Annotated in this window: 15 protein-coding genes; all 15 read right to left on the reverse strand. The window is 56.0% G+C overall.

Features of this window, described 5'->3' with window-relative positions; translation table 11 throughout:
* Positions 1 to 69 precede the first annotated feature (69 nt).
* The 15 genes from secA to Q8A57_RS03570 all read right to left on the reverse strand — a co-directional run bounded on the left by secA (position 70) and on the right by Q8A57_RS03570 (position 19,839).
* A complete protein-coding gene (secA, locus tag Q8A57_RS03500) occupies positions 70 to 2,766 on the reverse strand; it encodes a preprotein translocase subunit SecA (RefSeq protein ID WP_305169541.1) in 2,697 nt (898 codons plus the stop codon).
* Positions 2,767 to 2,838: 72 nt separating this feature from the next.
* Complete coding sequence (locus tag Q8A57_RS03505) at positions 2,839 to 3,762, reverse strand: M23 family metallopeptidase (RefSeq protein WP_305169542.1); 924 nt, start codon at positions 3,760 to 3,762, stop codon at positions 2,839 to 2,841.
* A gap of 38 nt (positions 3,763 to 3,800) precedes the next feature.
* Positions 3,801 to 4,715: a UDP-3-O-acyl-N-acetylglucosamine deacetylase gene (gene lpxC, locus Q8A57_RS03510; RefSeq protein WP_305169543.1), complete on the reverse strand. Its 915-nt coding sequence runs from the start codon at positions 4,713 to 4,715 to the stop codon at positions 3,801 to 3,803.
* 152 nt (positions 4,716 to 4,867) lie between these two features.
* On the reverse strand, positions 4,868 to 6,052 hold the full coding sequence (gene ftsZ / locus Q8A57_RS03515) for a cell division protein FtsZ (RefSeq protein ID WP_305169544.1): 1,185 nt from the start codon (positions 6,050 to 6,052) through the stop codon (positions 4,868 to 4,870).
* A 42-nt stretch (positions 6,053 to 6,094) separates the two neighbouring features.
* A complete protein-coding gene (gene ftsA / locus Q8A57_RS03520) occupies positions 6,095 to 7,333 on the reverse strand; it encodes a cell division protein FtsA (protein ID WP_305169545.1) in 1,239 nt (412 codons plus the stop codon).
* Between the two features lie 9 nt (positions 7,334 to 7,342).
* Positions 7,343 to 8,170, reverse strand: a complete 828-nt coding sequence (locus Q8A57_RS03525; RefSeq protein WP_305169546.1) for a cell division protein FtsQ/DivIB — start codon at positions 8,168 to 8,170, stop codon at positions 7,343 to 7,345.
* Entirely contained in the window at positions 8,160 to 9,107 is a 948-nt protein-coding gene (locus Q8A57_RS03530) for a D-alanine--D-alanine ligase (RefSeq protein WP_305169547.1), read from the reverse strand. Before Q8A57_RS03530 ends, Q8A57_RS03525 begins: the two co-directional genes overlap by 11 nt.
* 22 nt (positions 9,108 to 9,129) lie before the next feature.
* Positions 9,130 to 10,518, reverse strand: coding sequence for a UDP-N-acetylmuramate--L-alanine ligase (gene murC, locus Q8A57_RS03535; RefSeq protein ID WP_305169716.1), 1,389 nt, complete (start codon positions 10,516 to 10,518; stop codon positions 9,130 to 9,132).
* A 22-nt stretch (positions 10,519 to 10,540) separates the two neighbouring features.
* Positions 10,541 to 11,626 carry an undecaprenyldiphospho-muramoylpentapeptide beta-N-acetylglucosaminyltransferase gene (murG, locus tag Q8A57_RS03540; RefSeq protein ID WP_369427768.1) on the reverse strand — a complete coding sequence of 362 codons (1,086 nt, stop codon included), beginning with the start codon at positions 11,624 to 11,626 and terminating at the stop codon, positions 10,541 to 10,543.
* On the reverse strand, positions 11,607 to 12,791 hold the full coding sequence (gene ftsW / locus Q8A57_RS03545; protein ID WP_305169548.1) for a putative lipid II flippase FtsW: 1,185 nt from the start codon (positions 12,789 to 12,791) through the stop codon (positions 11,607 to 11,609). Before ftsW ends, murG begins: the two co-directional genes overlap by 20 nt.
* The gene (gene murD / locus Q8A57_RS03550; RefSeq protein WP_305169549.1) at positions 12,788 to 14,131 is read right to left on the reverse strand and encodes a UDP-N-acetylmuramoyl-L-alanine--D-glutamate ligase; all 1,344 of its coding nucleotides are present in this window, start codon (positions 14,129 to 14,131) and stop codon (positions 12,788 to 12,790) included. Before murD ends, ftsW begins: the two co-directional genes overlap by 4 nt.
* 23 nt (positions 14,132 to 14,154) lie before the next feature.
* Complete coding sequence (mraY, locus tag Q8A57_RS03555; RefSeq protein WP_305169550.1) at positions 14,155 to 15,237, reverse strand: phospho-N-acetylmuramoyl-pentapeptide-transferase; 1,083 nt, start codon at positions 15,235 to 15,237, stop codon at positions 14,155 to 14,157.
* Between the two features lie 2 nt (positions 15,238 to 15,239).
* Positions 15,240 to 16,598 carry a UDP-N-acetylmuramoyl-tripeptide--D-alanyl-D-alanine ligase gene (locus tag Q8A57_RS03560; protein ID WP_305169551.1) on the reverse strand — a complete coding sequence of 453 codons (1,359 nt, stop codon included), beginning with the start codon at positions 16,596 to 16,598 and terminating at the stop codon, positions 15,240 to 15,242.
* The gene (locus Q8A57_RS03565; protein WP_305169718.1) at positions 16,595 to 18,097 is read right to left on the reverse strand and encodes a UDP-N-acetylmuramoyl-L-alanyl-D-glutamate--2,6-diaminopimelate ligase; all 1,503 of its coding nucleotides are present in this window, start codon (positions 18,095 to 18,097) and stop codon (positions 16,595 to 16,597) included. The genes Q8A57_RS03560 and Q8A57_RS03565 overlap by 4 nt, the downstream gene beginning before the upstream one ends.
* A complete protein-coding gene (locus Q8A57_RS03570) occupies positions 18,097 to 19,839 on the reverse strand; it encodes a peptidoglycan D,D-transpeptidase FtsI family protein (protein ID WP_305169552.1) in 1,743 nt (580 codons plus the stop codon). Before Q8A57_RS03570 ends, Q8A57_RS03565 begins: the two co-directional genes overlap by 1 nt.
* Between the last annotated feature and the right edge of the window lie 3 nt (positions 19,840 to 19,842).

Raw genomic sequence — 19,842 nt, forward strand, 5'->3', positions numbered from 1 at the left:
CTCTACCGGAGATCGGCAGCGGAAAAGTCCAGGGCCGTATTTAACTCTGAATTGAATGAAGGAACAATCTTAGCCTAGACGTCCATGGCATTGTTTGTATTTTTTGCCGCTGCCGCAGGGGCAGGGGTCATTGCGCCCGACCTTGCGACCATCCCGCACAAACGGTTGTGGATTATTGCCCTGTTGCGGCTGAGCTTCACCACCGAGTGCGGAGACTTCCTCATGCTGCATCTGCAATTGCTGACGCTTCTGCTCCTCCAACTGGCGCGCCTCCATGGCAGCAACTTCTTCCGGACTACGCACCTGAACACGACTCAGGAAACGAACGGTATCCAGCTTGATGGATTCCAACATCTGTTGGAAAAGCTCGAAAGATTCCCGCTTGTACTCCTGCCGGGGGTTTTTCTGGGCATAAGCACGCAGACCAATCCCCTGACGCAAGTGATCCATGTTTGACAGGTGCTCCTTCCAGAGGGTATCCAGAACCTGCAGCATCACCTGTCGCTCAATGACGCGAATATCCGCACCCAGGGTTTCACACTTCTGCTGATACGCTTCGTTAGCCGCCTCGTGAATTCGCGTGCGCAACCCCTCCTCATGTAAACGATTATCTTCAGCAAGCCACGTCTGAATAGGCAACTTGAGCCCAAATTCTGCATACAGGTGGTCTTCCAGGCCGGGGATATCCCACTGCTCAGCCAGACTTTGCGGAGGAATATAAAAACTGATGGCACTGTCAATCACGTCATCGCGGATGTTACTGATGATGTCGGCAATATCGTCAGCCGCCAGCAATTCATTACGCTGTTGATAAATCACCTGACGCTGATCGTTGGCAACATCATCAAACTCAAGCAGGTGTTTACGAATATCAAAGTTGCGCCCTTCCACCTTGCGCTGGGCTTTTTCAATGGCGTTGGTGACCATGCGGTGTTCAATGGCTTCACCATTCTCCATACCCAGAGCACGCATCATGTTCTTCACACGATCCGATGCAAACAGGCGCATCAGCTGATCTTCCAACGACAGGTAAAAGCGGGATACCCCTGGATCGCCCTGACGTCCGGCACGACCCCGCAGCTGGTTGTCGATGCGGCGGGATTCATGGCGCTCTGTACCCAGAATGTGCAATCCTCCTGCCGCAATCACTTGATCATGGCGCTTTTGCCAGGCTTCCTTGACCTGCTTCACCTGCTCATCGGTCGGATTGTCCATTGCAGCAACTTCAACTTCCCAGTTACCACCAAGCACGATGTCGGTTCCGCGACCGGCCATATTGGTAGCAATGGTCACAGCACCAGGCTGGCCCGCCTGTGCAATGATCTGTGCCTCTTTTTCATGGAATTTGGCATTGAGCACTTCATGGGGGATTTTCGCAGCAAGCAAGCGCTGAGACATCGCTTCAGAGGTCTCAATCGATGCAGTACCCACCAGCACAGGAGCACCTTTTTCCACGCAGGCGCGCACATCTTCAATCACCGCATCATATTTTTCGTCAGTTGTCAGGTAGATAAGGTCATTCAGGTCGGTTCTGGAAATGGGTTTATTGGTGGGTATGACCACCACGGCCAATCCATATATCTGGTGAAATTCGTAGGCTTCGGTGTCGGCAGTACCGGTCATGCCTGCCAGCTTTTCGTAAAGCCTGAAATAATTCTGGAAGGTGGTCGAGGCTAACGTCTGGCTTTCGCTGTGGATGCTCACCCCTTCCTTGGCTTCAATCGCCTGATGCAGTCCCTCAGAGAGTCGACGGCCCACCATGGTACGGCCGGTGTGCTCATCAATCAGGACAACCTGACCTTCCTGGATAATGTATTCCACGTCTTTGTGGAAAAGATGGTGAGCCCTGAGTGCCGATTGCACGTGGTGTAGCAATCCCAGGTTGCTGGCGTTATACAGACTATCACCCTGCTGAAGTAAGCCTTCACTTTCAAGAAGAGACTCTATTTTAGAATGTCCCTCTTCCGTTAATTCAATTTGTCGCGTTTTTTCGTCAACGATGAAATCACCGGGAACATCATCACTGTGGGGTTTGAGCAACGGCATCAGGCCATTCATACGCTTGTAGAGCGCCGAACTGTCCTGAGCGGCACCGGATATAATTAGCGGGGTACGGGCCTCGTCAATCAGGATCGAGTCGACCTCATCGACGATAGCAAACACCTGACCACGCTGGGTTTTTTCTTCCAGACGCAGCACCATGTTGTCACGGAGGTAATCAAACCCGAATTCATTATTGGTTCCATAGGTAATATCGGCCTGGTATGCCTGGTGTTTTTCCTCCAACCCCTGCTGGGAAAAAATTGTCCCTACCTGCAGACCCAAAAACTCATACACAGGTGCCATCCACTGGGCATCCCGCTTGGCAAGGTAGTCGTTCACGGTAACAATGTGCACACCGGTGGCCGGGATGGCATTTAGGTAAGCCGCCAGCGTCGCCACCAACGTTTTACCCTCACCGGTACGCATCTCAGCAATGCGCCCTTCGTGCAGGGTAATACCGCCTATCAACTGCACATCGAAATGGCGCATGCCCAAGGTGCGTTGAGCAGCTTCCCGCACCGCGGCAAATGCCTCCGGCAAAAGTGCGTCAAGGCTCTCACCGCTACTGTAACGTTGTCGAAATTCGTCTGTTTTCGCTTTTAACTGTTCATCGGAGAGCGCGGTGATTGTTTCTTCCAGAGCATTGATCTGTTTGACAAGTTTTGACATCCGCTTGATTTCGCGGTCATTTTTAGTGCCAAACAACGTCTTTAAGAGTTTCATTATCTAATCCACATCAATAGGTGCGCATCTGCGCAGAATGTTTTCGAACCAGGGAGGAGATAGAGAGGGGTGTTAGCGGATGGTACGGCGAATATAGCTGGCGGGGTCGACGGCCCGACCATTTTTATACACTTCAAAATGCACGTGGGGACCGGTGGAGCGGCCACTGCTACCCATGAGGGCGACCACTTCACCTTTCTTGACGACATCGCCCACTTTGACCAGGTTTTCGCTGTTGTGAGCATAGCGGGTGGCATAGCCTTCACCGTGATCAAGCTCTACCATCTGGCCATAACCATTGCGCTCGCCTGACCATGTCACGACGCCCGCAGCAACTGCGATAATTTCAGACCCGGCTTTGCCTGCAAAATCGACACCGTTGTGCCAGGCTCGGTGACCAGTAAAAGGATCCGTGCGGCGACCAAAGCGGGATGACAGCCAGCCCTTTTTAATGGGGCGGCCAGTGACCGCACTCTGGCGTTGCACATTGCGATCCATCATCAGAGATTCAAGAATACCCAATTGACTTTCGCGACTGTCCAGTTGCTCTTCAAGCTGCTGGAAAAGGGCTTCCAGTTCAGTGTGCTGATAGGACTGCAGAGAATCCTGTTCTGGACCACCCACAGCGGGCTGCTGGCCAAAATCAAACTCACCATCTTCCAGGCCAGCCACTTCAGAGAGGCGCTCACCGAGTGCATCCAACCTCACCAAGCGTGCCTGAAACTCCGCCAGCTTAAGGGTGATGGCTTTGACCTTTTGCTGTGCATCCTCACGCCCGAGATCCAGTTCGGACTGCTGCTGTTCCAGTTCCTGACGCATGGAGTTGATAAGGGTGATATCAATGGGATGGTTGCCGCTAGCGAGCAACGAGCCAATCAATATGCCGCCCGAAATGGGGAGGCCCAGCAAACACAGGGACAACAGCGCCTTGGCCCAGTTACTGAGCACCATGGAGCGGGTCGTCCCCTTGCGATTACTGATAAATATAATTTTCACAGTCTATTGGCATCATCTACTGATCGCTGTTAGCCAGACTATACGGTAAGCAGCGGTTTCATATATGAGATCGGCGCCTCATCTTCATCATTTTCAAAGGTGACCACTTCCCAGGCATCTTTCTGGGCAATCAGCTCCCGCAACGAAGCATTGTTCAACCCATGGCCTGATTTGTGGGCAACGAACTCGCCGATCAGACTATTGCCAAGCAAATACAGATCGCCGATAGCATCAAGGATCTTGTGCTTCACAAATTCGTCTTCGTAGCGAAGACCGTCCTCATTTAACACCTGATACTCGTCAACGACAATAGCATTGTCCATACTTCCACCACGGGCCAGGCCCATGGAGCGCAAATATTCAATCTCGTGCATAAAACCAAACGTACGGGCACGGCTGACTTCTTTAACAAAAGAAGTAGTACAAAAATCCACCTCAGCTTTCAGGGTACGGTTATGAAAAACCGGATGGTCGAAGTCAATAGAAAAGCTGACCTTGAAACCATTGAACGGCCGAAAGGATGCGGTCTTGTCGCCATCGGTCACGGTCACCGGGCGCTTGATGCGAATAAACTGTTTCGGTTCTTCCTGCTCGCGGATGCCCGCAGACTGTAACAGGAAGACAAAAGGTCCGGCGCTGCCGTCCATGATCGGCACTTCGGGCGCGGTCACATCGATAATGGCATTATCGATGCCCAGTCCCGCCATGGCGGAAAGCAGGTGTTCAACCGTAGAAACTTTGACGTCGCCGTTGACCAGTGTGGTGGACAGGGTGGTTTCACCCACATTCTCTGCCTTGGCAAAGATTTCGACCACAGGATCGAGGTCGGTGCGGCGGAAAATAATACCGGTATTAACGGGGGCGGGATGTAAAGTCAGGTACACTTTTTCGCCAGTGTGCAAGCCAACACCCGTGGCGCGAATCATATTATTCAGGGTACGCTGTCGAATCATGCCTTACCAATACCTGCAAGAAAAGCAGTGGAAATGAAAAACTGGCCGCAATACTAACAGATGTCTCCCCATAGCTCCATAAACGAACTGCCAGCAGGTTCGAGGGGTAGCTGGCAGCTCGTCTTTTACGGAAGCCTGATGCAGCCTTGCAATCAGTCCGCCTGGCGACGCAGGAACGCGGGGATATCCAGGTAATCCATGTCTGCATCAGCACGGACATCCATTTTCCGCGCCACCGCTTCTCCACCACTGGGTCCGCGACGAATCACAGTCGGCTTGTCCAGCACGTCGTAATCAGGCTCACCGGTAGTGGCTTTCCTGACATTGGGGGTCGGTGCCGGCCCATTATCAACAACCTTGGTTGGCTGCTTGCGCTCAATGCCCTGCCCCAGGCCAGTGGCCACCACGGTAACGCGCAGTTTGTCGCCCATTTCGGGATCGATAACGGTGCCTACCACAACAGTCGCATTATCAGACGCAAATGCCTCGACCGTATCGCCCACATCGGAGAATTCACCAAGTGAGAGATCCGGACCAGCGGTAATATTCACCAGAATGCCTCGGGCGCCCTGCAGGTTGATATCCTCCAGCAGCGGGCTATGGATCGCGGTTTCCGCGGCAATACGGGCACGATCTTCGCCCGTAGCTTCGCCTGTACCCATCATGGCCTGCCCCATCTCGGACATCACTGTACGCACATCGGCAAAGTCGACGTTAATCATGCCGGGGCGGATAATCAGATCAGCAATACCCTGTACAGCACCTAACAGTACATCGTTGGCCGCTTTGAAGGCTTCCAGCAGACTGGTTGTTTTACCCAGTACCTGCAGGAGTTTTTCGTTGGGAACGGTGATCAGAGAGTCCACCTTATCCTTCAACTCCACCAGCCCCTCTTCGGCAATCGCCATGCGCTTGCGACCTTCGAATACAAACGGGCGGGTGACCACCGCAACGGTCAGAATACCGAGCTCCTTGGCCACATCGGCAACGATGGGCGCCGCACCTGTACCCGTGCCACCACCCATACCGGCGGTGATGAACACCATATCGGCGCCCTGCAGCACATCGGCGATACGGTCGCGGTCCTCAATGGCCGCATGGCGGCCCACCTCGGGATTGGCGCCTGCACCCAGTCCCTTGGTCAATCCATTACCCAACTGCAGGATGGTGGCGCTGCCAATATCCTTCAGTGCCTGGGAGTCGGTGTTGGCACAGATGAACTCAACCCCTTCCACGGAGCTGTTCATCATGTGGCGCACGGCATTCCCGCCGCCGCCACCGACACCTATCACTTTGATTTCCGCGCTATCTGGCACGCTGTCAACGATCTGAAACATGGTTAGTACCCCTCGATTGGTCCTGTGTGAAATACCTGTTGATTACAAATTGCCCTGAAACCAGCTTTTCAGCCGGGTGAAAAAACCTTCCTTACTACTTTCGCTGCGTCGGCTGGGGCGATTGCCTTCCTGTTGCTGCTGCATGCCGTACATCAGCAGACCGACGCCGGTGGAATAGATCGGGTTGTCGACAATGTCCGTCAACCCTTTGATGTTCTGTGGTGATCCCAGTCTGACGGGCATATGGAAGATCTCCTCCGCCAGCTCTACGACTCCTTCCATCTTTGCAGTGCCCCCCGTGAGTACGATGCCGGCCGCTACCAGGTCCTCAAACCCGCTGCGCCGCAACTCCGCCTGCACCAGGGTAAACAGCTCGTCATAGCGGGGCTCCACCACCTCCGCCAGAGCTTGGCGGGAGAGATCACGGTGTGGACGGTCGCCAACGCTGGGCACTTTGATGGTCTCGTCTGCACCGGCCATCTTGGCCAACGCACAGGCGTATTTGATCTTCAATTCTTCAGCGTGGGCCGTGGGCGTGCGCAGTGCATGCGCGATGTCATTGGTCACCTGATCACCAGCAATGGGAATGACACCGGTATGACGAATAGCGCCCTCGGTGAAAATGGCGATGTCGGTGGTTCCACCACCAATATCCACCAGACAGACACCCAGCTGTTTTTCATCTTCCGTGAGCACGGCGTAGGAAGACGCCAGTTGCTCAAGGATGATGTCATCCACTTCCAGGCCACAGCGGCGGATACATTTCTTGATGTTCTGCGCGGCATTGGCGGCGCAGGTCACCAGATGCACCTTGGCTTCCAGTCGAACCCCGGACATGCCCAGAGGCTCCCTCACCCCCTCCTGGTTATCGATAATGAATTCCTGGGGCAACACATGAAGGATTTCCTGGTCTGCAGGAATCGCGACAGCGCGGGCGGCATCGATGACGCGCTCAATATCCAGTGTCAGCACTTCACGATCCCGGATTGCGACGATGCCGTGGGAGTTCAGGCTACGAATATGGCTACCGGCAATCCCCGCGTAAACGGAGTGAATATGGCAGCCCGCCATCAGCTCCGCCTCTTCAATGGCGCGCTGAATGGAGTGCACAGTGGACTCAATATTGACCACCACACCCTTTTTCAGGCCGGAAGATGGATGCAGGCCGGTACCAACAATTTCCAAAGTGCCACCGGGGCCGGCCAGGCCAACTATCGACACCACTTTGGACGTGCCAATATCCAGCCCAACGATCAACCTTTCATCACTAGAGTTCGCCATTTTTCGACCTCACACTTTTCCCGTAGACCCGGAGATACTCGTTAATTTCTGCTCTGCCCATCCACTGATATTCCCTTGCTCTTCCAGCCACTGCACCGCCACACCGTTGTCGTAGCGAATATCTACTCTGGCGATCTGCTCTGCCTTCTGCTTCAGCTCCTGCTCCCAGACCTCGAGAAAGCGGCGCATTTTTTCCATCACCTGATCACGACCGATAACCAGTTCCAGATCATTATCCAGTCGCAACCACCAGGCACCGCGGTCATCCCGTTTCAGGGTGGCAATACGCAAACCGGAGTGCTGCAGTAACTGCACCATCTCCCGGTAGGATTTCATCAAGTGACGTTCGCTCTGGTCACCGCCCTGCAGCTTGGGCAAAAACGCCAGTGAGCTGTTGTCACCAATATCGCGCCGCTCGCCCCGCACATTGAGAAAACCCGTGTCCCCCCAGCGAGCGATGGGCACCTCTTCCGTCACGGTGATCACCAACCCGTCTGGCCAGCGCCGACTGACCCGGGCCTGGTGCACCCAAGGGTGGAGCTCCAGCTCACGGCGGATGGCCTGCAGGTCGAGGCTAAGAAAACCCCCGCTCACCAGCGGCTCCACCAATCGCTGAATTTCTGCCTGATCGACCTGAGCAAATTCCCCTTTCACCGCAATAACACCAATGGCGACATTGAGGCGCTCGTAGAGTTTCTCCACGCCCCAGCCTGCACCCAGCAGCGCTCCAACCAGCAACATCAGAGAAACAACCCGCGGCAGCCAATACAGCCTTTCCCGCAGCGCTGGTCTCGTCTCTTGGCGCATTGCACCGGTGTGTTGCCGATTAGCGATCATTCGCATCTCCGCTGAGACTGGTATCGAGAATTTTTAATACCAGCTCATCAAAACTGTATCCCGCCACCCGGGCAGCCATTGGCACCAGGCTGTGATCGGTCATGCCGGGCACGGTATTCACTTCCAGCAGAAGAAATTCGCCGTCGGCGTTCGCCATCACGTCCACACGCCCCCAGCCACTGCAACCGAGACTACTGAAAGCGTTCAAAGCCAAGGCTTTCAACTCGCTTTCCCTTTCGTCGCTCAGACCACAGGGACACAAATACCGCGTATCGTTGGCCAGATATTTGGCATCGAAATCGTAAAAACCATGGTCGGTTTCCAACTTGATCGGCGGCAAGACTTCGCCATCCAGAATCGCTACCGTATATTCCGCACCGCTGATCCATTGTTCTGCAATCACACTGCTATCCAGTGCAGCCGCTTCTCGCCAGGCATTGCGTAACGCTTCAGGAGTGTCAGCTCGGGTCATTCCCAGGCTGGAACCCTCGTGCGCAGGTTTTACCATCACCACGCCACCGAGATCCTGAAGGGTCTTAGCCCAGTCCGTCTCCCCTGTCAGGACGGCAAACTGTGCGGTTGGCAAGCCAACACCGTGCCAGAATTGTTTGCTGTGCAATTTGTCCATCGCGAGGGCAGAGGCAAACACCCCACTGCCGGTATAGGGCAGGCCCAGCAATTGCAGCGCACCCTGAAGAGAGCCATCTTCACCACCCGGGCCGTGCAACATGATCAACACACGGTCAGGAGCCTGAGTCGACAATTGGTGAAGCAGGTCTGAACCAGCATCCAACGACACAAGGTCAACACCGCTGCGTTCCAGGGAAGCAATAACTGCAGCGCCTGAAATCAGGGAGATCTCACGCTCGGCAGACGTTCCGCCGTACAGTACAGCGACCCGACCATATTTCTTTTGCATTGCTTCACTGACAGCCATAAATGCGCTCTGCTCTTCCCCGTTATCTCAGCTTTCGCTCTTCCAGCATTTTCACCAGTTTGCCGACGCTGCCCGCACCCTGGGTAATCACCATGTCGCCACCGTGGACAATATCTTTCAGCACATCCGCCACCGATTCGATATCCGGCACGTAGATGGGGTCCACCAATCCCCGCTGACGAATGCTGCGACACAGTGAACGGCTATCCGCCCCCGGTATCTCGTCTTCACCGGCGGAATAAACCTCCAACAAAATCAATACATCGCAGCTCGACAACACACCCACGAAGTCTTCATACAGATCCCGGGTCCGGGTGTAGCGGTGTGGCTGAAAAATCATCACCAGCCGCTTTTCAGGCCAACCCTCGCGGACAGCCTTGATAGTGGCGGCCACCTCGCGAGGATGGTGACCGTAATCGTCCACCAGCATGGCCTCGCCACCGGAAACCGGGTATTCCCCGTAAATTTCAAAACGCCTGCCGACACCCTGAAAGCCGCTCAGCCCCAGTTGAATGGCCTCATCTGCAATTCCCTCATCGGTGGCAATGGCAACCACGGCCGCGGCATTAAGAACGTTGTGTACGCCCGGAATATTCAACTCGATATTCAGGGGCTCGCTGTGTTCCGGGCGAAAAATCTTGAAGTGGCTATTGTTTTGGCGAATGGAAACATCCTCGATGCGGAAGTCGGCATCGTCGGAAAATCCGTATGTCAAAACAGGCCTGGAAACGTCCGGCAATATCTCGCGCACCACCGGGTCATCAATACAAAGCACCGCCAGCCCATAAAAAGGCAAGTTGTGGAGGAACTCGATAAAAGTCTGTTTCAGCCGATTGAAATCAAACCCATAGGTTTCCATGTGATCCGCATCGATGTTGGTCACCACGGCCACCATCGGCTGTAAGTGCAGAAAAGAAGCATCACTTTCATCGGCTTCAGCCACCAGATAACGACTAACACCCAGGCGGGCGTTGGTGCCAGCGCCTTTGACCAGACCGCCGATGACGAATGTCGGGTCCATGCCACCGGCTGCGAGCACCGAGGCCAACAGGCTGGTGGTGGTGGTCTTGCCGTGAGTACCGGCCACGGCTATGCCGTGTCGATAGCGCATCAGCTCCGCCAGCATTTCCGCACGGCGGACTATCGGTATGCGCAGTTCCCTGGCGCGTATCACTTCCTCGTTGCTGTCGGATACCGCCGAGGACAACACCACCACATCGGCACCGTCGACGTTATATCCGGCATGACCCATCATGATGGTGACGCCCATGCGACGCAGACGGGAAGTATTGCTGTTATCTGCCAAGTCAGAACCGGAGATCGTGTAGCCCTGGTTAAACAGAACTTCGGCAATACCACACATGCCGCTGCCGCCAATGCCGATAAAGTGTATGCGGCGGATACGGCGCATTTCCGGAACCGGGTGAAAACCATCAGCGCCCACGGCACACCTCCTCACAAATATCCGCCACTGTTTCGGCCACATGTGGCCTGGACAGCTTGCGGGCATTGCTCGCCATCCGGACTAACAGCTGGTCATCGGCCAATCGGGCCTGCAACCTTTCGGCCAGCGCCACTGCCGTCAGCTCTGACTGCTGGATGATTTCAGCGGCTTCACCATCCACCAGCCATTGGGCGTTGTGGGTCTGGTGATCGTCGATAGCAAACGGAAACGGCACCAGAATAGAACCCACGCCGGCTGCCGCCAGCTCCGATACTGTCAGGGCACCCGAACGACAGATCACCAGATCCGCCCAACCGTAGGCTTCCGCCATATCGGCAATGAAGGGTTCCAAATCTGCCTCAACACCAGCCTGTTGATACGCCTCTTCAGTCACCTGCTGATGGGCTTTACCACATTGATGACGCACCAACGGTCTTTTATTTTCCGGCATCAGCGCCAGGGCTTCGGGTACCAACTTGTTGATGGCCAGGGCACCAAGACTGCCACCGAGCACCAGCAGATGCCGCGGCCGATCTTCCGCACCAATACGTTGCGCGGGTTCCGCCAAAGCACTGATTTCAGGACGCACCGGATTGCCGGTCCATTCGCCGCGGGGTAGCGCGCCGGGAAAAGCCTCGAGCACACGACTGGCTATCTTGCCGAGTAATTTATTAGTGGTACCGGCAATGGCATTCTGCTCGTGGATCACCAGCGGAATCCCCAACAGCCTGGCCGCCACGCCACCTGGGCCTGAGGCAAAACCGCCCAGCCCTAGAACAGCATCCGGGCGCTCGCGGCGCAGAACGCCCAGCGCCTGCCACAGAGCACGGGTCAGCAACAACGGTGCCCAGATCAACTTGAGGATACCCTTGCCACGCAGGCCAGTGACGTCGATGTAATTGATCGGCAGGTTGTTGGCGGGGACCAGTTCTGCCTCAATACCACGCCGGGTGCCCAACCAGGATACGGCGACATCACGGGCGCGCAGTGCCTGTGCCACCGCAAGTGCGGGGAACACATGACCACCGGTGCCACCGGCCATCACCACCACCTTGTTACATCTCCGCTCTGTCACGTCTCACCTGTCTCGCAACCGCCGGGACATCATCCATCTCCCGGTTAATCCGCAATACCAGTGCCACCATGGCACAACACATCAATAAACTGCTGCCGCCATAACTGATAAATGGCAGCGTCAGCCCTTTGGTGGGGAGCAACCCTGAGGTCACACCCATATTGATAAAGGCCTGCCCCGCCAGCATGGTGGCAATACCAAAACAGCTGTAAGCAGCAAACCAGTCTTCCTGGGCTACAGCCCGACGGGCCACATGTAGAATCCGTGATACCAGCAGGACGTAGAGCGCAATCGCCAACACCACACCCAGCAGACCAAACTCCTCGGCATAGATAGCAAACACGAAATCCGTGTGTGCCTCCGGCAGGTAAAACAGTTTCTGCACGCTGTTACCCAATCCCACGCCCAACCATTCCCCACGACCAAACGCAATCAGAGACTGGGTCAACTGGTAGCCACTGTCATACTGATCCGCCCAAGGGTCGAGAAAGGTCACGAGTCGCTGTAGACGATAAGGAGAGAGAAGAGCCACTGATGCCATGGCACCCAACCCGGCAAGCAGGATCAGGGTAAATTGCCAGACCCTGGCACCGCCCATAAACAACATGCCCATCACCGTCGCAGCCATCACCACCGATGAACCAAAATCCGGCTCCAGCAACAGCAACACAGCCACCACGCCCAGCAGCCCGATCGGCTTGGCAAAATACCGCCAGTTCTCCCGCAGCTCTCTCTGGTAGCGCTCCAGATAGCCCGCTGTGAATAGAATCATCACGAACTTTGCGATCTCCGAGACCTGCAGATTCAAAGGTCCCAATGGGATCCAGCGCTGACTACCATTTACCCGGCGACCCACGCCGGGAATCAATACCGCCACCAGCAACAGCAGAGTCAGAACCAGCAAAGGCACACCATAGTGAAACCAGAAGCGGGACGGCACATTGAGGAACACTGCGGCCACCCCTGCCCCCATCAGCAAAAACAGTAAATGGCGCTTCAGGTAGAAGAAGGCATCTCCGTAGCTGTGATCGGCGAAACTGATGGAGGCGGAACAGATCATTACCAGACCAATGGAGGCGATGGCCAATGCCGGTAACAGCAGCGCCCGGTCCAGCTCCCGTACAAAGTCCGAGCAGCGCATCAGTTGCAGGGCCAGCATGTTCATTGCAATGCCTCCACTGCCGCAGCAAACTTCCGACCGCGATCTTCGAAACCACTAAACATGTCAAAGCTGGCACAGGCAGGAGACAACAACACCACATCCCCCGCAGTGGCCACCTGGCTGGCAGCGGCCACCGCCGCCGCCAGGCTGGTAGCGTGAACGGTATCGACCAGCCCACCAACGGCGCGATCAATGGCCGGAGCATCTTCACCCATCAGCACCAGCTGTTTAACGGCACCGGGCAGCGCGGCAGCCAACGGTGCAAAATCCTGCCCCTTGCCTTGCCCCCCGGCGATCAGAATCAGGTTCTCTCCCCGGGCCAGGCCGGTGATCGCCGCCAGCGTGGCGCCCACATTGGTGGCTTTGGAGTCATTGATATAGGAAACGCCGCCCACTTCGCCAACAACCTGGCAGCGATGATCCAGCCCCTTGAAGCGGCGCAGCGTGTCGAGCATTGACGCCATCGGCAAGCCACAAGCCGTGCCGAGGGCGAGGGCTGCCAGTGCATTGGCACAATTATGTCGGCCCTTGATACCCAACTCCCGCTCCGGCATAAGCGGATCAAACTGGTAGTAAAGCCAGGACTCTCCCTCATGCTGACGTAAACCGAAGCCCTTGAAATCCGGCTGACCCAGCCCAAAACTCCACTGTTTGACCCCATCGCCGACCAGCGGGTTGGTCAGGGCATCATCTCTATTCATCACCACCTGGCGAGCACCGATAAAGATCCGGTGTTTGGCCTGGTGGTAATCCAACAGGCCGTTGTATCGATCCATATGGTCGGCACTGATATTCAGCACCACCGCCACCTCGGCATTGAGCGCCTGCACCGATTCCAGCTGGAAGCTGGACAATTCCAGTACGTAAAGCTGGGCGTCAGACTGCAGCAGATCAAGCGCTGCCACACCGAGATTGCCACCCACGCCGGCAACCACTTTTGCGTCCGCACACATCTCGCCAACTAGGGTGGTAACGGTACTTTTGCCATTGGAGCCAGTGATCGCAATGATTGAGGCATTGGCACTGCGAGCGAACAATTCAATGTCATTGATCACGGGGATATCTGCCGCAAGCGCCTGCTGGACTGCAGGGTGCTGGCGCGTCAGTCCAGGACTGAGAATCACTTCATCCGCAGTCAGCAACGCATCTGAAGACAGCTCGCCAAGCATCACTGGCACATCCGGCATATCCGCCTTCAACTGCTCCAGGCCAGGGGGCTGCTGGCGGGTGTCACACATCACAAAGCGCTCGCCGAGGCGAGTCAGATGACGAGCCACAGACAAACCGGTGACGCCGATACCGACGACCACTTTCAGTTTGCTACTCGCTATCAATTGCGACATTGCCACTCTCCGCGCCCCCTTAATCAACGCAGCTTTAACGTTGCCAGGCCAAACAACACCAGCACCAGGGTAATAATCCAGAAACGCACGATCACCCGAGGTTCCGGCCAGCCTTTCAATTCAAAATGGTGGTGGATGGGCGCCATGCGAAAAATCCGTCGGCCAGTCATCTTGAAAGACGCGACCTGCATGATCACTGACACCGTCTCCAGAACGAACACGCCACCCATGATGAAAAAAACAATTTCCTGACGCACGATCACCGCCATCACGCCGAGCGCTGCGCCGAGGGCCAACGCGCCCACGTCGCCCATGAAAACCTGCGCGGGATAGGTGTTGAACCACAGAAAGCCCAATCCGGCACCGGCGAGCGCTGCACAGAACACCACCAGCTCCCCGGCGCCCGCGACGTAGGGAATATGCAGGTACTCTGAAAACTGCACATTACCCACCAAGTAGGCAAATACCCCGAGCGCACCCGCCACCAATACACTTGGCATGATGGCGAGGCCGTCGAGGCCATCCGTGAGATTGACAGCATTACTACTGCCGACAATGACAAAGTAGGTCAACACCACATAAAACATGCCAAGCGGCAGGGCCACTTCCTTGAAGAACGGCACAATCAGCTCATTTTCCGCGCCGCTACTGCCAGTACTGTAGAGAAAAATGGCAGCCCCCAATCCCGCGACAGACTGCCAAAAGTATTTCCAGCGAGCCGGCAGGCCCCGGGAATTTTTTTCCACCACCTTGCGGTAATCATCCACCCAACCCACGGCACCAAACACAAAGGTGACGATCATGACGACCCACACGTAGTGATTACTGAGATCTGACCAGAGCAGAGCGCTGACAAAGATCGACAATAAAATCAGGGCTCCACCCATGGTGGGCGTCCCTGATTTGCTGAGGTGGCTCTGTGGGCCATCGGTGCGAACGGACTGCCCGATTTGCAGGTAATTGAGGCGTCGGATCATCATCGGCCCCAACAACAGCGACAGACCCAAGGCCGTTAATACTCCGAGAATCGCGCGAAACGTTAGGTACTGCACCACGGCAAATGCCGTGAAGTACTGGGACAGGTATTCAGCCAACCAAAGCAGCATGATCAGGATTCCCCAAACTCTGTTATCTGTTGCACTACCGTTTCCATCGCCATGTATCGCGACCCCTTGACCAGCACTGTCATCTCCGGGCCCAACAACTCCCGCAATGCGCTCACCAGTGCATCCTTGCCGTCAAAATGTTGTCCCCGATCACCGAATGCTTTAACCGTGTGAATGCCGAGTGGCCCTACAGCAAGCAACTGATCCACTCCATGGCGGGCGGCATAATCACCCACTTCCGCGTGCATTTTTGCTTCATCGCTGCCCAGCTCGCCCATGTCTCCCAGCACCAGAACGTGCTTGCCAGGCTGTGCGGCCAGCACATCAATGGCAGCTTTTACCGAACCGGGGTTGGCGTTATAGGTGTCATCAATAACCACCACCCCATTGCTCAACACCTTGCGATTGAGGCGCCCCGAAACCGGTTGCACTGTGGCCAAACCCTTGGCGATGTCATTCAGATCAGCACCGGCAGCGTATGCACAGGCTGCGGCGGCCAGGGCATTGGCGACGTTGTGACGCCCGGCTGTCGGCAGCGTGACCGACACGTCACCCACCGGGGCAAGCAGTGTGAAGTTGAAGCAACCGAGCGCATCACAGTGCAGGTCGCGGGCGCGGAAATCGGCGTTATCGGAGCTAAGCGAGTAAGTCAGCACTGGCGCTGCAGCACTGTTGCGCCAGCCTTCGCACCAGCTTTCATCCAGATTGATCACCGCGGTTCCTTCTGGAACCACACCCTGGTATATCTCGCCCTTTGCTGTGGCCACCCCGGCAATGCTGCCAAACCCTGCCACATGGGCGGGCATGACATTGTTGACCAGCACCACATCCGGTTTTGCCAGACTGCACAAATAGGCGATTTCCCCCGGCCCACTGGCACCCATTTCAATGACGGCATAGCGGTGAGCCGGCTGTAACTGCAACAACGTCAGTGGCACACCAATTTGATTGTTGAGGTTGCCCTTGGTGGCCAGCACCGGGCCGCACTGCCGAAGAATGGCAGCGATCATCTCTTTCACCGTGGTTTTGCCACTGCTGCCAGTGATCGCTACCACGGGACCAAAAAATTGCCGCCGGTTTAACAGCGCGAGCTGCCCCAAGGCAATTGTGGTATCCGGAACCACCCACTGGGGCACATTGATATCCCGCATGGGTTTTTCGACAACCAAACCACAGGCCCGGGTAGCAACTTCCGGCAGAAATTCGTGGGCATCAAAGCGTTCTCCCCTCAGCGCCACAAACAGCTCATCATCAGCCAGTTTTCGGGTGTCGGTACTGATCGAGGTAAAACCGCAGTCGGGGTACATCAGCGTACCGCCGAATTCCTGAGCCGCTGAAGAGAGGGTTAGCGCCCGCATCATTGGCGCCCCCCGCGCTGACGCAATGCCAGCCTGACTTCCTTGTGGTCACTGAAAGGTAATCGCTGATCACCGACCAGTTGGTAATCCTCATGGCCCTTCCCCGCCACCAGAATGACATCCCCGTCTGCCGCATTAGCAATGGCATAACGAATAGCCTCAGCGCGATCGGCAACCATTTCGACTGATTCCTGGGCAGTGATACCAGACAGAATATCCCTCAAAATTTCATCGGCGTTTTCATGCCGCGGGTTATCGCTAGTCACCACGACTCGATCTGCATACCGAGCGGCAATACCACCCATTTGCGGGCGTTTTCCCGCATCCCTATTGCCGCCACAACCAAACACACACCACAACTGTTTTTCGCAGTGATCGCGCAGGGTCATCAGGGCTTTCTGCAGGGCATCCGGGGTATGGGCGTAGTCAATGACCACCTGGGGCCCCTTGCCATCACCCACCAACTCCATACGACCGACCACCGGCTGCAGGCGAGGAATGAGCGACAACACTGTTTCCAGCGACAACCCCTGAATGCAAGCCACAGCCACCACGGCCAACAGGTTTTCCAGATTGAACCGACCAAGCAGCGAACTCGATAACTGCCCCACACCCCATGGGGTGTGAACTGTCGCCTCCAGGCCACGGGGGGAAAGCTTGATATCCATGGCGGAAATTGCGGCACCGGGATTGCTCAGGGAGTAACCATACAATTCGACGCCGGCCGGGAGATTTGCAGCAATTTCTGCACCCACCGGATCATCGACATTGATTACTGCCTGCTCCAGTCCGACCATGCTGAACAAGCGCATCTTGGCTTGGGCGTAGCTGACCAGATCACCATGGTAGTCCAGGTGGTCCCGCGACAGATTGGTGAATACCGCTGTGGTGAACCGCAACCCCTCAACGCGATATTGGTCGAGGCTGTGGGACGAAACCTCCATCGCCAGATATTCCACATTGGCACTGGCATATTCAGCAAGCAGTTGTTGCACAACAACCGCGTCCGGGGTCGTCATCCCCGTATCCGTCAGCGTAACCACCCCATTCCGATAGGTCCCGTGACCCAACGTGCCGATCACTGCCGAACTGCGCCCCGCCAGACTGAACAATTGCGCCAACAACTGGCTGCAGGTGGTTTTGCCGTTGGTTCCTGTTACCCCGGTCAATGTCAGGTGCTCGGATGGCTCGCCATAAAACCGTCCGGCGATGTCGCTGATTTTTCTGCTCAGACCGGCAACCGGTATCACGTTGGCGCCGCTCACCTGAAGTCCTTCAGCTTCGGCAAGGATGACTGCAGCCCCCGCAGTACTCGCCTGCTCGATAAAATCACGTCCATCAACGGCCAGCCCGGGAATGGCGAAGAACAGGTCACCAGGGCGCAGCTGCCGACTATCGAGACACAACCCCGTAACAACGAGGGATGACAGTGAATCGTGCAGAGGTAAATCTGACAGCAATTCACCCAGGGTCACACCTGTATGCATCTGTGTGGCAACCATCACGTTGCACCTCCAGATTTTTTACCCACCACACTGGTAACTTGCTCGGAGGCCTTTATCTGCGGCGGCACTTTCAGCATGCGCAGGGCATCGGCTACCACGTTGCCAAACACCGGTGCTGCCACTTCGCCGCCGAAATATTTTCCGCCCTTTGGATCATTGATAACCACTACAGCCACCAGGCGCGGGTTGTCCGCCGGGACCATGCCGGCAAACATCCCCACATAGCGATTTTTCTCGTAACCGTTTTTACCGACCTTGTGAACAGTGCCGGTTTTGCCCGCCACCTCGTAAGCGGGGATCGCCGCCCGGGTCGCAGTACCGCCACTACCGGTTACGCTGGTCATCATGGTGCGCAACTTGGCCACCAGCTCAGCATCCACAACCGGCACACCTTCCGGCACCGTTTCTGTCTTTAACAACGTAACCGGCTTTTTGATGCCGTTATTGGCAAGTACTGCATAGGCCTGGGCGATTTGCAGTGCCGATGCGGACAGTCCGTGACCAAAAGCAAAATTGGCCCGCTCAACGGGCCGCCACCGACGGTGATCTGGCAAACTTCCCGGCGTCTCTCCCGGGAACCCTGTACCCGGGCTTTCACCTATTCCCACCCGGGCAAACATTTCGCGAATATGCTCCGGTTCCAGGTCGAGTGCGATCTTGGTGGTTCCCACCTGACTGGACTTCATCAACAACGTGGTCAGGTCTATAACGCCGTAATTGCGGTGATCGTAAAACGTTTTTCGACCCACCCGGATATACCCGGGGTTTGTGTCAATAACGGTCTCCGGAACGTATTTTCCGCTCTCCAGCGCCGCCAGTACGGTAAGGGGCTTCATGGTCGAACCCGGTTCCACCAGGTCGGTCACTGCCCGGTTGCGCAGGGCGTCTGAATTCAACTGGCCTCGGTCATTGGGGTTAAAGGATGGCTGATTGGCCATTGCCAGCACTTCACCAGTGCGCGCATCCAGCAATACCACCGAACCGGAAGCGGCCTGAAACTTGTTCACAGCTTCTTTCAACTCACGGTATGCCGTGTATTGCAGGCGCAGATCGATACTCAGGGCCAGGTTCTCACCTGCTTTTTCACTACGCAGCAGACCCAGCTCCTTAATCACTCGTCCCTTCAGGTCCTTCAGAACCTGCTTCGCACCGGGCACACCAGTCAGCCATTCGTCATAGGCCAGTTCCATACCTTCCTGGCCATGGTCATCAATATTGGTAAAACCCACCAACTGTGAGGTCACTTCCCCCGCCGGGTAAAAACGCTTGTATTCCCCCTGGCCGTAGATGCCGGGAATTTCCAGACGCAATGCCTCTTCCGCCTGTTCCGGAGTGAGCTGACGCTCGAGATACATAAACTCCTTGCCGGCATAACGGATCAACCGCTGCTTCAGCTCCCCGTGACTGATCGCCAGAGTTTTTGCCAATTCTTTCAGCGCCGGAGACTCTACATTGACCAGTTGCGGGTTTGCCCACAAGGTCACCACCGGCGTACTGACTGCCAGCGGTTCCCCTCGCCGGTCCGTGATCACACCACGGTAGGCGGGTATAGATTCGGTGCGCAACGTTCGGGCCATACCCTGGCCCTGCAGGAATTCATAGCCCTTATCTACATCGGGCATTACCTGAAGCTGAGCTATATGCCAGAGTCCAGCCACCGGCAGCGTCGCCAGCACCGTCACCACCAGAAGGTAGCGCCAGCGCGATATGGTCAGCTTGCCCGGCTTCACTCTGTTCACCTG

The sequence above is a fragment of the Porticoccus litoralis genome (genome assembly GCF_030676955.1).
In the GTDB taxonomy this organism is placed as follows: Bacteria; Pseudomonadota; Gammaproteobacteria; order Pseudomonadales; family Porticoccaceae; genus Porticoccus; species Porticoccus litoralis.

Coding starts and splice junctions, on each gene's coding strand:
- ftsA (WP_305169545.1), bottom strand. CDS start 7,333: ATGGCGAACTCTAGTGATGAAAGGTTGATCGTTGGGCTGGATATTGGC.
- Q8A57_RS03565 (WP_305169718.1), bottom strand. CDS start 18,097: ATGGTTGCCACACAGATGCATACAGGTGTGACCCTGGGTGAATTGCTG.
- Q8A57_RS03530 (WP_305169547.1), bottom strand. CDS start 9,107: ATGGCTGTCAGTGAAGCAATGCAAAAGAAATATGGTCGGGTCGCTGTA.
- murC (WP_305169716.1), bottom strand. CDS start 10,518: ATGCGCCGTATCCGCCGCATACACTTTATCGGCATTGGCGGCAGCGGC.
- mraY (WP_305169550.1), bottom strand. CDS start 15,237: ATGCTGCTTTGGTTGGCTGAATACCTGTCCCAGTACTTCACGGCATTT.
- secA (WP_305169541.1), bottom strand. CDS start 2,766: ATGAAACTCTTAAAGACGTTGTTTGGCACTAAAAATGACCGCGAAATC.
- Q8A57_RS03560 (WP_305169551.1), bottom strand. CDS start 16,598: ATGATGCGGGCGCTAACCCTCTCTTCAGCGGCTCAGGAATTCGGCGGT.
- lpxC (WP_305169543.1), bottom strand. CDS start 4,715: ATGATTCGACAGCGTACCCTGAATAATATGATTCGCGCCACGGGTGTT.
- Q8A57_RS03525 (WP_305169546.1), bottom strand. CDS start 8,170: ATGATCGCTAATCGGCAACACACCGGTGCAATGCGCCAAGAGACGAGA.
- ftsW (WP_305169548.1), bottom strand. CDS start 12,791: ATGAACATGCTGGCCCTGCAACTGATGCGCTGCTCGGACTTTGTACGG.
- ftsZ (WP_305169544.1), bottom strand. CDS start 6,052: ATGTTTCAGATCGTTGACAGCGTGCCAGATAGCGCGGAAATCAAAGTG.
- murD (WP_305169549.1), bottom strand. CDS start 14,131: ATGTCGCAATTGATAGCGAGTAGCAAACTGAAAGTGGTCGTCGGTATC.